The following is a 14,493-nucleotide window of genomic DNA, read 5'->3' on the forward strand; positions in this document are numbered from 1 at the left end:
TTTAACAAAAGGGTTAGCGGCAACTCATGGGTTGAGGCGTCGTAACGGCATCAGGCAATACCTGTGGCAGGACGAGGGTGCAGCTTTTATCCGACCAGCGAACTTTAAGCTGACTCTCTGGTTTCACGCCGATCAGGTAGGTCAGGCCGTCTTCGCCGACAATGGCGTTAGCTTTACCGGTTTGGGTATTGGTGACTTCGGCCCCGAACGGCACGGAAACACCTTGGTAATCCTTCAGTAATACCAACAGCTTGCTGCCCTGATTCATTTCAAACGGCAGGTAGCCGATGGCACCTTCAGTCAGCACCAGACTGCGGATCGGCGCATGGGCTTCGGCATTCGCGGGGAGGTTATTCATATCGACTCGCGCCTCGAAATTCTCATAGGGAGGAGCGCCATCGATAATGGAATAGCCGAATGAATTAGTGTGGTTTTTACCGTTATTAAAGGTCACATCTGAAACACCGTGGGTATCAACCAATAAGCGTGTGTTGCCGGAACTGCCGGAAGAATGTAGCGCGGAGCCGTACAAAGTACTGACCATAGAACCGCTGAGATTAGCGCTAGCAGAATGATAGCTGTCAGACACATAGCTGCCGCTTAATCCCAGCTGGTAGGCATCTGATTTATGCTGATAGAAGCCGCTGACCAGAGCGTTATTTTGCTGGCCGCCGGTAGTTAGCTGGTAATAATCGTCCTTACCTCGGTTTTGTCGCAGAGACACGGTTTGGTCAAAGCGACCGCGGCCAGTTTGCTGGTTATAGCTCACGCGGGTCTGCCCTTCGAGAGGTATGCTGATCCCCAAATAACTCACCAGATCGTTACGATCCTGATCTTTGTTATAAGACAGGGAAATATTGAGAGAGACATTTTTAAACTGCTCAATGTCGAATAGCGTGCTGGCAGAAAGATCGAAACGTTCGCTGGATTTAGCGTTCCAGTACGCATCATGGGTATAAGAAAGATAGGTAGAAAAGCCATCGAACTGTTTAGCCGTAACTACCGAGTAGCGTTGCTTATTATCTCGCTGTAATACCCCGTTGCTGGCATTGGTAAATTCGCTGAGGGAAATGAATTTCTTATCGGAAAAACGATAGCCAAAGAAGCGGATATCGGCATCGAGGCTGTCGAAACGCTTGGCATAGTTAAAACGATAGGAATGACCAAGATATTGTTGATGTTCCAAAGTCGCGCGAGCTTGGGTCACATCGAGCGAAACTGCGCCGAATTGATATAAATCTTTACCCAGACCAACGGCGGCAGAGTGGTAATCGTTAGCCAGAATAGTGCCGCCGTAGGCAGACCAGGTGCTGCTGACGCCATAGGAGATTTCACCCATGGTAAAGAATGGGTTTTGTACGTGATTACCGCCGTTGGTCGGTTTACCCATCGCGGTGTTATAGCGAATTTGTCCCTCTCGCGTTAGAAAGGGAACTGAGGCGGTATTTACGGTAAATTGGCTGGTGGAACCGTCTTCTTCTTCAACGCTGACCTGCAGCTCGCCTTGTACTGCGCTGCTCAAATCCTGAATATTGAACGGGCCGGGCGGCACGGTGGTTAAATAAATGGTTCTACCCTGCTGGCTGACGGTTACCTTGGCATTCGTTTTAGCGATACCGGTGATCCGCGGCGCGTAGCCGCGCAGGCTGGGCGGCAGCATACGCTCGTCGCTGGCGAGCTTGATGCCGCTGTAACTGAGCGTGTCGAAAATATCCGAGGTTAAATAGGTTTGCCCCAAAGTGAGCTGCGATTTTATTGAGGGCAACGGACGAAAGGCATGGATGTTATTAAAATCTAAAGATTGATTGCCTTCTTTATTACTGTAATTAGCAAACTGATAGTCGCCACGAAAACGCCAGGCACCTAAATTAGCCCCGGTCGTGCCAAATGCAGAAAGGGAATTAACTCTATCTTCATGTTTATTCTGGCGGGTATTTCCGATGATGCGGTAATCCAGCATCAGGCCGGCAATACCGCTATCCCATTGCTCTGGTGGAGTATAGTTTTTGTCATAATATTCCAGTAGGGATTGCGGCACGGTAATTTTCAACTGTCCGTTATTTTTATAATAACGTGCGGTAATACCGGGTAAATCAGTAGGCATTAAGCATGAGTGTTCAGGCAGCGACGAGATATATTCTCGTTTTAAACCAAAAGTGCTAATCAGACTACGAGGCAAACAAGGTTGTGTTTGCGGATGTTTCGCATTTTCGACAAAGTTAATTTCTTGTTGCTTGTAGTAGTTATTATTTACAACTATATCGACGAGATAATTTCCCGGGGCCAATCGATCGGGCGCGGAGAATTGTGAAAGGTCAGCCTGACCCTGTTCACCAATTTTTAAAAATTCAGTATTAAACTCTACGCCAACAGCCTCGAAGGCAAAAAAAGGTACGCAGAGTACCCACTTATAAAAGCTATAAGTTTTCACAATTCTTGCCCTGTATGTTTAGGGGGAATATATTCCCCCTTAATATTAAAGCCGTTGAATATTATTAGAGATAATTAACCGTAAATTGCGCTGTAGAATCTGCGTCACCTGCGGTTACGCCTGCATCAGTGGCTTCATACATGGCCGAAAATTGCAGTCGGTTATCCCCATTGCTCAACATAATAGGTTTAGTGGCGGTGCCTAATGCCAGATATTCATTATTGCCGGCCTGTAGGCGGATACCCACATGAGTTGCTGCACCAGTAACGCCTAACAGTTCGCTATTTTCTTGGTGGCCAGCACCGGTAAAGGTTACGGTGGCATTTTTAGACGTAGTGGTATCGCAGTCGGTCAATACGATATCGAACTTAGCCGCCGTCGAACGGTCGCCTTTTGCCGTAAATAAATGGGAAGGAACCTGACCTAAATTAACGGTTTGATCTAAAGAATTAGAATCAATACCGCAGGCGCCGGTGACGATTTCGCCTTCAAAACGGATGGTCCCAGGGGAACCGGCAGCAGGTGGCGCCGCATGAACAGCCGCAGAGAAAGATGCTGCAATAACAGCAGTTAATAATAACTTTTTCATTATCAAATCCTTGAGATAAAAATGATGTTGTTAAATTCCACATATTACTGGCGTGGGGGAATAAGCAGGCGAAGCCCTGATTTGTTAAATCATGAATTTAATTGCCCGGCTTAATTCTCGGCTTAATATACTGCAAATTTTGTTTTTTACATTATATTCGATCGATGATTGAGCTAATTTGGGATAATTATTTGTCTCTAAAGTAAATATTGAAATATAAGATCGAATTTTGCAAAAAAATAGCCATGAACTAGTGTTAAATAATGAATTTAATAAAATTTTCTTTTGCGTGTTTCTTTAAAATCAATCAATAAATTGTGATTAAGATAATGGAAATGAAATATATCAATGTTAGGACTATTCTCAATCGAGAATTTAAGGTTATTCCTAGTGTTGATTGTATGTACTTCAATAGCTAATTAATAATTTTAAATCATTAATTTTTTGTTTTTTATTCTTCTAATGATTTTTATTAAATCTTAACGGCGGAAGGTCATTCCTGTTATATCTTTCCCTAGCATCCCTTAGCCATTCTTGGGCACCAGATTGTTCCTCCCACCTTATTGATGGCCGTTAGGCGTCGTGCTAATTTAAATGCGGTTTTATTTGCAGCCCGGGACGACCCGGCAAAACCGCTGCTATCTGGGGACGACCCCTCCCATTAGGATGATTACTATGGCTTGGGTTATTCTGGTTATTGCCGGATTATTAGAGATTATTTGGGCTATTGGCTTAAAATATACTCAGGGTTTTACTCGTTTGGCGCCCAGTATTATTACGCTGGCGGCAATGGTTGTGAGCGTGGTGCTATTGGCTCATGCAATGAAAAGCCTGCCTGCGGGAACCGCCTATGCGGTTTGGACGGGAATTGGCGCGGTAGGTACGGCCATTTTAGGTATTGTGCTGCTTGGTGAGTCCGCCAGCGCGGCACGTTTGCTTAGCTTAGGCATGATTGTCGCTGGTATTGTTGGTTTGAAATTAGCTAGTTAAGCTAAACGTTAGCGAATTGATAAATATCAGAATAGAAAAGGGCCGATCTTCGGCCCTTTTTCGATCTCAGTTCTAGCTTATTCCTGCTTCACCCAGATCAGTTTTTCCACTGGGAAACCATAGCCTTTGGCCGTTAATAGCAGTTTTTCACGTACTTCGGCGCTGAGGTTTGGCGTACGGGATAGAATCCACAGATAATCACGGTTAGGCCCGCATACCAGAGCATAACCATAGTTTTCATCTAACTCAAAAATGTTGTAACCGCCATAGAATGGGCCGAAAAAGGAGACTTTTAGCGCCGCCCGATTGGGTTCGCCAATGAAATAACCTTTGCCTTCACTTTCCTGCCAACGCTGTTTTTGTGGGTTATAGCCGCGGTTTATTACTTTTATCCCGCCATCGCCGCGTAGTGAATAATTCGCCGTCACCTGCTCTAAACCTCGCTCAAAGGAGTGATCCAGACGGGCAATCTCATACCAGGTGCCCAGATAGCGAGGTAACTGAAAGTTATCGACAATTTTGACATCTTTTGGCGGCGTTACGCTGCAAGCCACGGAGAGCAGGGCAGACATAAGTACCGTTATTTTTGACCACAGTGGGACAGACATAGCGAGGCATCCTGTTAGTAATAAGTTCTTATTGAAAATAACTCTCATCTATCAGTGATGCAAATTTTGAGGGGGATGACAAGTGGGGCAAAGGGAAGACGGCCCGCGCGGGGCAGGCCGTTTTGTTCAGAATTACAGAGTGAGAACGCCGATAGCAGCGACTACGCTGAGGATGGCTGCCAGACCGTAGAAAACCCATTTGCCGGCTGGCACATGAATTTTCAGGTCATGCATAGCGTGGTGAATACGATGCAGGCCACACCACAGCGGCAGAATAATCATCAGCAGCAAGAATACGCGGCCGATGAAGCTCTGGCTGAAAGCCAAAACCCGCTCGTAACTTAAAGCGTCGCCTGGATATGCGCCGAGGGGGAGCAAAATAGCAACCAGCAGAATAACCGCTGGTGCAATAATGGCTCCCCACATGCCGCCAGCACCAAAAAGACCCCAGAAAATCGGTTCATCGGAGCGCTTAGGAACTTGATTCATCTTATTTCCCTCCGGGTTAGATTAAGGCGACGGCCAAAATGACCGCTGTCGCAACAATAGTCACCACCCAAAGCGATTTAATGATCAGCTCTGGTCCCATTTTGTCGTCTTTTACCACTATATTGGCGGCCTTAGGTGCCAGCTCAAACCAGGTTTTGGTATGAAGCAGCGCGGCCAATAGCGTGATGATATTAATCAATAGCACCAGCGGGTTTTGCAGGAAGCTAACAAATCCTTCCCAGCCTGCCGGGCCACCTTTCAGGGCGAAAACGCCGTAAATCAGGATAATACTGAACCAGACCGCCGGAACGGAGGTGCCTTCACGCAGCATATAGAAGCGGTAAAAACCCAGCTTCTGCCACCAGTTCGGGGCCATGGTGCGGACATAAGGTTTACGTTTAGTTGTCATTGCTGTTTCCCCTCCCTTATTGTGGCTTCAGCATGGCGATCATGAAGTCTTTCGCACTTTCAACTTTGCCCTGCTGAATCGCGGCGGCTGGGTCAACGTGCTTAGGACAAACTTCAGAGCAATAGCCGACGAAGGTACAGCTCCACACGCCGTTGTTACCGTTGAGCTGAGGCATACGCTGTTTCTTGCCGTGATCGCGGGTATCCAGATTGTAACGGTGTGCCAGCGTAATCGCTGCCGGACCGATGAACTCTGGGTTCAGACCGAATTGCGGGCAAGCGGCGTAGCACAGACCACAGTTGATACAGCCGGAGAACTGATGGTATTTCGCCATCTGTGCCGGAGTCTGGCGGGTTGGGCCATCTTTTGGATCTTGTTTATTGCCGATAATGTAAGGCTTGATGGCTTCCAGACTCTCGATAAAGTGAGTCATATCCACGACCAGATCGCGTTCGATCGGGAAGTTGCCTAAGGCTTCGACTTTCATGCCCTCGGTATATTCCCGCAGGAAGGTTTTACAGGCCAATTTAGGTACCCGGTTGACCATCATGCCGCACGAACCGCAGATCGCCATACGGCAAGACCAGCGGTAAGACAGATCTGGCGCCAGATTGTCCTTGATATAACCCAAGGCATCGAGCAATGAAGTTTGCTCATCGTAAGGCACTTCGAAAGTGTCGAAGTGAGGCTCGCTATCCTGTTCAGGGTTGTAGCGCATGATCTCCATTTTCAGGACTTTCATATCAGCCATTCGCCTGCTCCTTATCCTTTTTATCTTGTGCCGTCTTCTTATCTTGCGCGGTGGCTTCGGCGCCGTAGACACGTTTAGCCGGTGCCAGTTTGGTAATTTTCACATCGCTATACTCGAGGCGCGGCGTGCCGCCCGGTGTGTGGAAGGCCAGAGTATGTTTGAGGAAGTTGACGTCATCGCGTTCGGTACAGCCTTCATCCAGACGCTGGTGGGCACCGCGAGACTCTTTACGGTTAAGTGCAGAGTGCGCCATACATTCAGCTACATCCAGACCGTAGCCCAGTTCGATGGTGTACAGCAGGTCGGTATTGAATACGCTGGAGTTATCGGTGATTTTCACGCGTTTAAAGCGCTCTTTCAGCTCGGCCAGCTTATCGACGGTTTTTTGCATGAGTTCTGGCGTACGGTAGATACCACAGCCTTCTTCCATGGAAAGACCCATTTCATCGCGGATTTTAGCCCAGTTTTCCGTTCCTTCCTGTTTCATCAGGTTGGCCAGGCGAGCCTCTACGTCGCGGGTTTGCGCATCCAGCGCGTTGCCGTTCGCCGGGCCACTTTCCATGGCGCGCTGTGCGGCTTGTTCACCGGCTACGCGGCCAAAGACCACCAGTTCGGCCAGTGAGTTAGAGCCGAGGCGGTTTGCACCATGCAGGCCAACGGAAGAACATTCACCGACGGCAAATAGCCCTTTAATACGGGTTTCACACTGCTGATTGGTTTCGATGCCACCCATGGTGTAATGTGCGGTTGGACGTACTGGGATTGGATCTTTTACCGGATCGACACCCACATAGGCTTTGGCCAACTCGCAGATGAACGGCAGGCGTTCCAGCAGTTTTTTCTCACCCAGGTGACGTAAATCCAGATAAACCACATCGCCACGCGGTGTCGCAATGGTGCGGCCAGCGCGCCATTCGTGCCAGAAAGCCTGAGAAACTTTATCTCGCGGCCCCAACTCCATATATTTGTTTTCTGGTTTACCCAACGGAGTTTCTGGCCCCATGCCGTAGTCCTGTAGATAGCGGTAGCCATCTTTATTCACCAGGATACCGCCTTCGCCACGACAGCCTTCGGTCATCAGGATGCCTGAGCCAGGCAAGCCGGTTGGGTGATATTGTACAAATTCCATATCCCGCAGCGGAACACCGTGGTGGAAAGCCATGCCCATGCCATCACCGGTGACGATGCCGCCGTTGGTGTTATAGCGATAGACACGTCCGGCACCGCCAGTCGCCATGATAACGGCATTGGCGCGAATCTGGATTTTGGTGCCTTCCATCATATTCAGCGCAACAACGCCGCGCGCTTGTCCATCATCCACCAAAATATCGAGAACAAAATGTTCATCAAAGCGTTGGATTTGTGGATATTTCAGGGAAGTTTGGAACAGAGTATGCAGCATATGGAAGCCGGTTTTATCGGCGGCAAACCAGGTGCGTTCAATCTTCATACCGCCAAAGCGGCGCACGTTTACAGAACCGTCGGGTTTACGGCTCCACGGGCATCCCCAGATTTCCAGCTGCGCCATTTCTTCCGGGCAACTGTGAACAAAGTGGTCAACGACATCCTGTTCACAGAGCCAGTCGCCGCCGGCAACCGTATCGTTGAAATGGTAGTCGAAAGAATCGTGGTCCTGAGTGACTGCGGCTGATCCCCCTTCGGCGGCCACGGTGTGGCTACGCATTGGGTAAACTTTCGAGATAAGAGCAATCTTCAGTTGGGGGTTGGCTTCCGCTGCGGCTATTGCTGCACGTAAACCAGCGCCCCCGGCCCCGATAATGGCAAGGTCGGCGTTAAAGGTTTGCACTGCGCTTCTCCATTGTTCAAGTGAAATTCTTATACCCTTGGTACCTGAGGCTGCGGTGGGTTAACTGTACTTTCTCAACCGAATCAAAAACCTGAATCAGTTGATCGGGATCGGTTTGCCAGTTGCCTACCTGTAACTTCAATGACCTCGGCTATATAAAAGGAATGTCTATTCTTAATATGGTTTTTAATATTATTGCCTTGCTAATCAATTACCCGATGCAAGGGGGAACTCATTAAGAATAGCAATTTCTTACTATTTGTATGGGAATGAGTATACCTAATCATAAGTAGTAGAAATTTGATGTGATCGATTGTTTTGTTTTATTTGAACCTCTGCGCGCGGGCTAACTGGCAGAAACGTGATCGCAGACAGGATCTGCTGTTGATAAGGATTTTTGACGACGCGTTATGCTGAATTCGTGGCATAAATAGGCAATCTTTGTCGCAAATTTGTTTGCCTGATAGGATGCGAGTAGACTGCATCCCCTGTTTGATTTCGGAGTTAACCACCATGAGCGAAACGGCAAGCTGGCAGCCAAGTGCACCCATCGCCAATTTGTTGAAACGCGCAGCAATAATGGCAGAAATACGACGGTTCTTTGCCGATCGCGGCGTATTGGAAGTTGAAACGCCAGCCATGAGCCAAGCGACAGTGACAGATATCCACCTGTCTCCTTTTGAAACCCGGTTTGTTGGCCCGGGTGCTGCCGATGGCATGACGCTGTACATGATGACCAGTCCGGAATATCACATGAAGCGCCTACTGGCGGCTGGCAGCGGCTCCATTTATCAATTGGGTCGTAGTTTCCGCAATGAAGAGGCCGGTCGTCACCATAATCCCGAGTTCACCATGCTCGAGTGGTATCGTCCTCATTATGATATGTATCGCTTAATGAATGAGGTCGACGACCTGCTACAGCAGATTCTGGATTGTAACAGCGCAGAAACGCTGTCTTATCAGCAGGCTTTCCTGCGTCATTTGGATGTCGATCCACTGTCAGCGGACAAAACCCAGCTGCGGGAAGCGGCGGCGAAGCTGGATTTGAGCAATATCGCCGATACGGAAGATGACCGCGACACGCTATTACAGCTGCTGTTCACCGTTGGCGTAGAACCGCAAATTGGCCGTGAAAAACCGGCCTTTGTGTATCATTTCCCTGCTTCTCAAGCGTCACTAGCTGAAATCAGTACCGAAGACCATCGGGTAGCCGAGCGTTTCGAGGTCTACTTCAAAGGTATGGAGTTAGCCAACGGTTTCCGCGAGCTGACCGAAGCCAACGAGCAGTTGAAACGCTTCGAGCAGGATAATCGTCGACGCGCCGTTCTGGGATTGCCGCAAAATCCAATCGATGTCAATCTGATCGCAGCGTTACAGCACGGTATGCCCGATTGCTCCGGTGTTGCGCTGGGTGTCGATCGTTTGGTGATGCTGGCGCTGGGAGCGGAGCGATTGAGCGAGGTTATGGCGTTCCCGGTCGATCGTGCCTGATTACCCTTCGTCCTTGACGCTGCAGCTGTGTTGGCTGCGTTCACTCCCCCGAATCACTGACGGGTGTCAGCTCATCGGGATGAGTTCGCTGGCTGCCTTGCTGCAACGGCAATGACTGTGGGTAATGTCGTGGAATTCTTGACGCTGCAGCGGTGTTGGCTGCGTTCACTCCCCCGAATCACTGACGGGTGTCAGCTCATCGGGATGAGTTCGCTGGCTGCCTTGCTGCAACGGCAATGACTGTGGTTAATGTCGTGGAATTCTTGACGCGCAGCGGTGTTGGCTGCGTTCACTCCCCCGAATCACTGGCGGGTGTCGGCTCATCGGGATGAGTTCGCTGGCTGCCTTGCTGCAACGGCAATGACTGTGGTTAATGTCGTGGAATTCTTGACGCTGCAGCGGTGTTGGCTGCGTTCACTCCCCCGAATCACTGACGGGTGTCGGCTCATCGGGATGAGTTCGCTGGCTGCCTTGCTGCAACGGCAATGACGGTGGTTAATGTCGTGGAATTCTTGACGCGCAGCGGTGTTGGCTGCGTTCACTCACCGCAATGATAAATTGGTGTAAGTTCGCTGAGATTGTCCGATTGTAAAAATGGCCCGATTCCGCAAAGAATCAGGCCATTTTTTTACCCCAAAATCAGGTTAATGAATCACTACAGGCTGCCCGGCGTGCGGGTATTATTGCGAGTTGGCGTGTTCACGCTGCGGCCAGCGCGCCCCAGCGTTTCCATTCGAACCTGGAACGGTGGGAACGGCAGAACAATACCATGCTCGCGGAAGCCTTCCAGAATCAGTTGATGTATTTCGTGGCGCATTGGCAAGCGATGAAGCATTTCGGCGGCATAGATACGCAACTCGAAAATCTGAATGCCTTGCTGTAGATCCATCAGGAATGCTTCTGGCCCAGGGTTATCCAAGACCATGGAACAACGTCTGGCGGCGGTAAGCAGCAGTTCGGTCACTTCTTCGCTATTGGCTTCGGCCGGAGCCGGTACTGTTAAGACCACGCGAGTAATAGGATCGGACAGTGACCAGTTAATGAACTGCTCGGTGATAAAGGCCTTATTCGGCACGATAATCTCTTTGCGATCCCAGTCGGAAATGGTGGTGGCGCGGGTATTGATTTTGGTTACGCTACCGGTTAAATCGCGAATAGTTACGGTATCGCCAATACGAATCGGTTTTTCAAATAGAATGATCAGCCCAGAGACGAAGTTGGCAAAAATTTCCTGTAAGCCAAAACCTAACCCTAAACCGAGAGCGGCGACCAGCCATTGAAATTTCGCCCATTCAATCCCCAGTAGTGAAAAGCCTAATAGGCCACCGAACAAAATCACCAGATATTTGGTTATTGTCGAAATGGCATAACCGGTGCCGGGCGTCAGGTCCAGATGCTGTAATAGCGCCAGTTCCAGCAGGGCAGGCAGGTTCCGCACTAACTGAGTCGTCACGATTATGACCAGAATGGCGATGATCAGCGATCCCATAGTGATCGGCTGGATGGATTCGACGCCGTTGATAGTCGAAGAAACATCCCATAGGCGAATATTTTCCAGGAAACCAAAGGCTGAATGGATCTCTGACCACAGGAAGATCACTGAAACCAGCGCGATCATAGTGAGTATGGAACGAACCAGACGCAGCGATTGAGCGCTGATCACGTCCAGATCAATAACCGGCTCATCAACATCGACCGACCCCTCGGAACTATTCGTATGCGGCGTATCTTCTTCACCTCTGGCACGCTGCGCCAGGATATCGGCCCGACGCTGTTTAGCACGGTCAAAGGCAATACGGCGGCGCTGAATCAGCATCCAGCGGCGAATAATATGGTAAATCACCAGCAGGAAGAACCAGATGGCGACGGAGGTTTCCAGACGAGCCAGCAGCGCCTGAGACGTGGTGAGATACCCCATCAGCGAGGCAAGCGCGGCAATCAGCGGAGCGGAAAGCAGCAGCCCCCACAGCGCCTGATTGATCTTATTCTCTCCCGAACCTTTTTTATCCAGATACAGCGGAATACCGGCACGTTTCAGACTGTTGGTGACCAGACTTAGTGCGATACACAACAGGACAAAGCACAGTCGGCCTAATGTGCCGGCGAATTCGCGGTCGTTATAATTCTCGAAGGTTATCAACGCCATCATCAACGGAATAATCAGCCATACCGACATACGGTAAAAGCGCATCGCACGCGCGACCTGATCTGGCGCCCAGCGGAAATGGGTGATAAACAGGCCGTGAGGATGAGCAAAAGCGGCGCTGATCATAAACACCCACAGTACCGGAACCGTGGCGGTCACTGCGTTGCCAATGGCAATCGCCATCGGGTAGGACCACGCGTTTTGCAACCCGTAACCCAGCGCCGCCCAGAGCACAGGAAGCGGCAAGGCCACCAGAATCGACCAGAAAACGGTGCGCAGCGTTAATGAAAACTGATCTTGCGTAACTTTGCCGACCCGGCTGCTGGCTCGCTCCAAAAACGCATGATAATGGCGACGGGAGCTGACGCTAAAGCTGACAAACAGCAGCGCGGCGATAATCGGAATCAGCGTTTCCTGACTGGTCATCATCATCACAAAGGCACCGCTGAGCTGGGATAAGGTATCCAGCGAAAGCAGGCGCGTCAGGTCACGAGCGACATCGATCGGATAAGACAAGGAAATTGGGCTAACGTCCGCAACCCAAAACAGATAGCGGTGGGTCGCCTCGCGGATTTCATTCAGGGCATCAACCAATTGACTATTGGCGACTTTCAGCTTGGTCAGTTCGAGAATCTGCGTGTCATAGCCAGAAAGCAGTGAATTTAGCAGTTCTCGCTGGGTGCGTAGCTGAGCGTCCATAATGCGTTGTTGCTGAACCGTCAGCGGCGTACCGTCGTCCTGCGTCGCTTTGGTTCCTTTTTGCTGCTGCTCCAGCATCCCTTCATAGGTCAGACGCTGAACTCGAAGCTGAGCCATATCTCTATCTAACTGTTGAGATTTTGGCATTTCAGGCAAGCGGGCTACGTGCGCTCGTAGGGTTTCCCCCAGTGCAGTAGAAATACCCAGCCATTGCGCCTGTTCGCGAATGGTGCTGAGAGTCTGCCGAACTCGCAGAGTGTCTGCCGCCGCCTGACGTTGTTGAGAGGAAATCAGGTCCATGCGCTGAGCCTGACTGTTCAGCGCGCGGGATAAATCTCGGTTGGTTTCTAGCTGCTGGCTGATGGAGGCCGGCAGATCGCCACCTTGTTCCGCCAGTAATTCGGTGCGTTCCAGCGCTCTTTCCGCTTCAAGCTGGCGCTGATTATTCAAATTGTTACGCAATGTCTGCAATAAGGTGTCTGTCCGCTCATGGTTCTTTTTATATACTTCGGCGCGCATGCGGGACAATTCTTGCCGGTTATTGGCAGAAAGCTGAGAAAGCTCCAGCTCATTCACTTTGGCTTTACGAGCCGTAACTTCCGCCTGTAATAGTGCAAATTGCGCCTGCGCCAGCGGAGAGGTTGGTGAGTTTTGAGATTGCAGACGCGTCGTGGCTTCACCTAATAGGCGGCGGGCATCTGATTGTTGTTGAGGAAGTTGCCCCAGAGAGTCGCTAATTTCCCGCAAACGATCCTGTTCTTGCTGCATTTGACGGGAAAGTTCCAGCAGTTGGCTGCTGGTTTGCAGGATTTGCTGCTCCATCTCATTGGTCGATAAATTGGTTGGCACCGGCAGCGGTTTTTCGCTATCCGGCGTCAACTGTTGACGTAACTCTCTGGTTAATTTGGGGAAATCATCAATGACTTTCTGGTATTGCTGTGCCCGTTCGTCGGACTCTTTCGCATCATTAAGCCAGTTGATAGCACCTTGCAGCGCCTGAACAATTTCCGCCTGGTTGGCGGCGCCTTTATTCGCCTCAGCCTGCTTCAGCTCTTGTCTGAGCTGAGCCTCATTAGGCTGAGTTGCCGCATAAAGCGGCAGAGAGAGAAAAATACCAAGCAGGAATGTGGTTATCAGGCGCACGTTATGCTTCCTTAAATCAAGTTACGCCATAAAGCGTTAGGTTAGCACGGAGGCGTCGGTGGAACGGCTTCTGCCAGTAGCTCACCCATACGGGTGACGGAGCCACTGTTTAGCTGCGGAGCCAGATACACTTTGCCTGATGCAAATAGGTTAATAACCGTTGAGCCCAGCTTGAAGCGACCCATTTCCTGCCCTTTCTCCAATGCAATCGCCCCTTCTTCACCGGCCTGCGGGTAGGTCCAGCGGCGGATAACCCCTTCGCGGGTTGGATTGGTTGTTCCTGCCCAAACGGTTTCAATGCTACCGACAATGGTGGCACCGACCAGAATCTGCGCCATCGGGCCAAAAGCGGTATCAAAGATACAGATCACGCGTTCGTTACGGGCAAACAGGTTAGGGACATTGGCTGCGGTCAGCGGATTGACGGAGAATAAATCCCCAGGTACATAGATCATTTCACGTAGTACGCCGTCACAAGGCATATGCACTCGGTGATAATCGCGCGGCGCTAAATACGTGGTGATAAAGGTGCCGTTCTTGAATTCTTCAGCCAACAGGTAGTTACCGGCCAGTAAAGCTTCCAGCGTGTAATTGTGGCCTTTTGCCTGCAAGATTTGGTCTTCGCGGATAGCGCCAAGCTGACTGACGGCGCCGTCAGCAGGCTGTGCCAGCGCATTGTCTTCCGCCACCACAGGGCGTGCATCCGGGCGTAACGGACGAACGAAAAATTCGTTGAAAGTGGCATAAGCGGTGAATTCTGGGTTCTGCGCTTCTTTCATATCTACGTTATAGAAACGGGCAAAGCCTTTAATAACCAGTTGAGTCAACCAGCCGCCTTTTTTGTCTGCACCCCAGCCAGCCAGGCGCGTAAGTCCTTGCTTCGGAAGTAAATATTGCAGTCTGATTTTGATGCTATCCAGCACGAGAACCTCTTGGATTA

At 50.2% G+C, this 14,493-nt stretch carries 11 protein-coding genes; 2 read left to right on the forward strand and 9 right to left on the reverse strand.

The annotated features are described in order from the left end of the window. Positions 1 to 13: 13 nt before the first annotated feature. Both ACQ4OC_RS11085 and ACQ4OC_RS11090 read right to left on the reverse strand, forming a co-directional pair. A complete protein-coding gene (locus ACQ4OC_RS11085; RefSeq protein ID WP_430971174.1) occupies positions 14 to 2,431 on the reverse strand; it encodes a fimbria/pilus outer membrane usher protein in 2,418 nt (805 codons plus the stop codon). Positions 2,432 to 2,495: 64 nt separating this feature from the next. Continuing rightward, positions 2,496 to 3,020, reverse strand: a complete 525-nt coding sequence (locus ACQ4OC_RS11090; RefSeq protein WP_064514685.1) for a fimbrial protein — start codon at positions 3,018 to 3,020, stop codon at positions 2,496 to 2,498. Between the two features lie 675 nt (positions 3,021 to 3,695). On the opposite strand from ACQ4OC_RS11090, the gene sugE reads away from it, so the two are divergent. Next, a complete protein-coding gene (gene sugE / locus ACQ4OC_RS11095; RefSeq protein ID WP_064514683.1) occupies positions 3,696 to 4,010 on the forward strand; it encodes a quaternary ammonium compound efflux SMR transporter SugE in 315 nt (104 codons plus the stop codon). Between the two features lie 77 nt (positions 4,011 to 4,087). Here the strand turns inward: sugE and blc are convergent, their stop codons facing one another. The 5 genes from blc to frdA form a co-directional block, all read right to left on the reverse strand. Next, a complete protein-coding gene (gene blc, locus ACQ4OC_RS11100) occupies positions 4,088 to 4,618 on the reverse strand; it encodes an outer membrane lipoprotein Blc (protein ID WP_064514681.1) in 531 nt (176 codons plus the stop codon). A gap of 132 nt (positions 4,619 to 4,750) precedes the next feature. Next, complete coding sequence (gene frdD, locus ACQ4OC_RS11105) at positions 4,751 to 5,107, reverse strand: fumarate reductase subunit FrdD (RefSeq protein WP_064514679.1); 357 nt, start codon at positions 5,105 to 5,107, stop codon at positions 4,751 to 4,753. A gap of 16 nt (positions 5,108 to 5,123) precedes the next feature. Then, positions 5,124 to 5,516 (reverse strand): fumarate reductase subunit FrdC, encoded by a 393-nt coding sequence (gene frdC, locus ACQ4OC_RS11110; RefSeq protein ID WP_120806866.1) that lies wholly within the window; start codon positions 5,514 to 5,516, stop codon positions 5,124 to 5,126. 16 nt (positions 5,517 to 5,532) lie between these two features. Continuing rightward, positions 5,533 to 6,267 carry a succinate dehydrogenase/fumarate reductase iron-sulfur subunit gene (locus ACQ4OC_RS11115; protein ID WP_064514675.1) on the reverse strand — a complete coding sequence of 245 codons (735 nt, stop codon included), beginning with the start codon at positions 6,265 to 6,267 and terminating at the stop codon, positions 5,533 to 5,535. Next, positions 6,260 to 8,074 (reverse strand): fumarate reductase (quinol) flavoprotein subunit, encoded by a 1,815-nt coding sequence (frdA, locus tag ACQ4OC_RS11120; RefSeq protein ID WP_064514673.1) that lies wholly within the window; start codon positions 8,072 to 8,074, stop codon positions 6,260 to 6,262. Before frdA ends, ACQ4OC_RS11115 begins: the two co-directional genes overlap by 8 nt. A gap of 513 nt (positions 8,075 to 8,587) precedes the next feature. On the opposite strand from frdA, the gene epmA reads away from it, so the two are divergent. Next, positions 8,588 to 9,565 (forward strand): elongation factor P--(R)-beta-lysine ligase, encoded by a 978-nt coding sequence (epmA, locus tag ACQ4OC_RS11125; RefSeq protein WP_064514671.1) that lies wholly within the window; start codon positions 8,588 to 8,590, stop codon positions 9,563 to 9,565. Between the two features lie 655 nt (positions 9,566 to 10,220). Here epmA and mscM read toward each other — a convergent pair. Continuing rightward, entirely contained in the window at positions 10,221 to 13,553 is a 3,333-nt protein-coding gene (gene mscM, locus ACQ4OC_RS11130; RefSeq protein WP_064516021.1) for a miniconductance mechanosensitive channel MscM, read from the reverse strand. 41 nt (positions 13,554 to 13,594) lie between these two features. Continuing rightward, on the reverse strand, positions 13,595 to 14,476 hold the full coding sequence (asd, locus tag ACQ4OC_RS11135) for an archaetidylserine decarboxylase (protein ID WP_120806864.1): 882 nt from the start codon (positions 14,474 to 14,476) through the stop codon (positions 13,595 to 13,597). Positions 14,477 to 14,493: the final 17 nt, after the last annotated feature.

Source organism: Yersinia sp. J1 (assembly GCF_050586585.1).
GTDB classification, from domain to species: domain Bacteria; phylum Pseudomonadota; class Gammaproteobacteria; order Enterobacterales; family Enterobacteriaceae; genus Yersinia; species Yersinia entomophaga.

Excerpts from the sequence above, each read along its gene's own strand:
- ACQ4OC_RS11090 (WP_064514685.1), bottom strand. The coding sequence starts at position 3,020 with ATGAAAAAGTTATTATTAACTGCTGTTATTGCAGCATCTTTCTCTGCG.
- sugE (WP_064514683.1), top strand. The coding sequence starts at position 3,696 with ATGGCTTGGGTTATTCTGGTTATTGCCGGATTATTAGAGATTATTTGG.
- blc (WP_064514681.1), bottom strand. The coding sequence starts at position 4,618 with ATGTCTGTCCCACTGTGGTCAAAAATAACGGTACTTATGTCTGCCCTG.
- frdD (WP_064514679.1), bottom strand. The coding sequence starts at position 5,107 with ATGAATCAAGTTCCTAAGCGCTCCGATGAACCGATTTTCTGGGGTCTT.
- frdC (WP_120806866.1), bottom strand. The coding sequence starts at position 5,516 with ATGACAACTAAACGTAAACCTTATGTCCGCACCATGGCCCCGAACTGG.
- ACQ4OC_RS11115 (WP_064514675.1), bottom strand. The coding sequence starts at position 6,267 with ATGGCTGATATGAAAGTCCTGAAAATGGAGATCATGCGCTACAACCCT.
- epmA (WP_064514671.1), top strand. The coding sequence starts at position 8,588 with ATGAGCGAAACGGCAAGCTGGCAGCCAAGTGCACCCATCGCCAATTTG.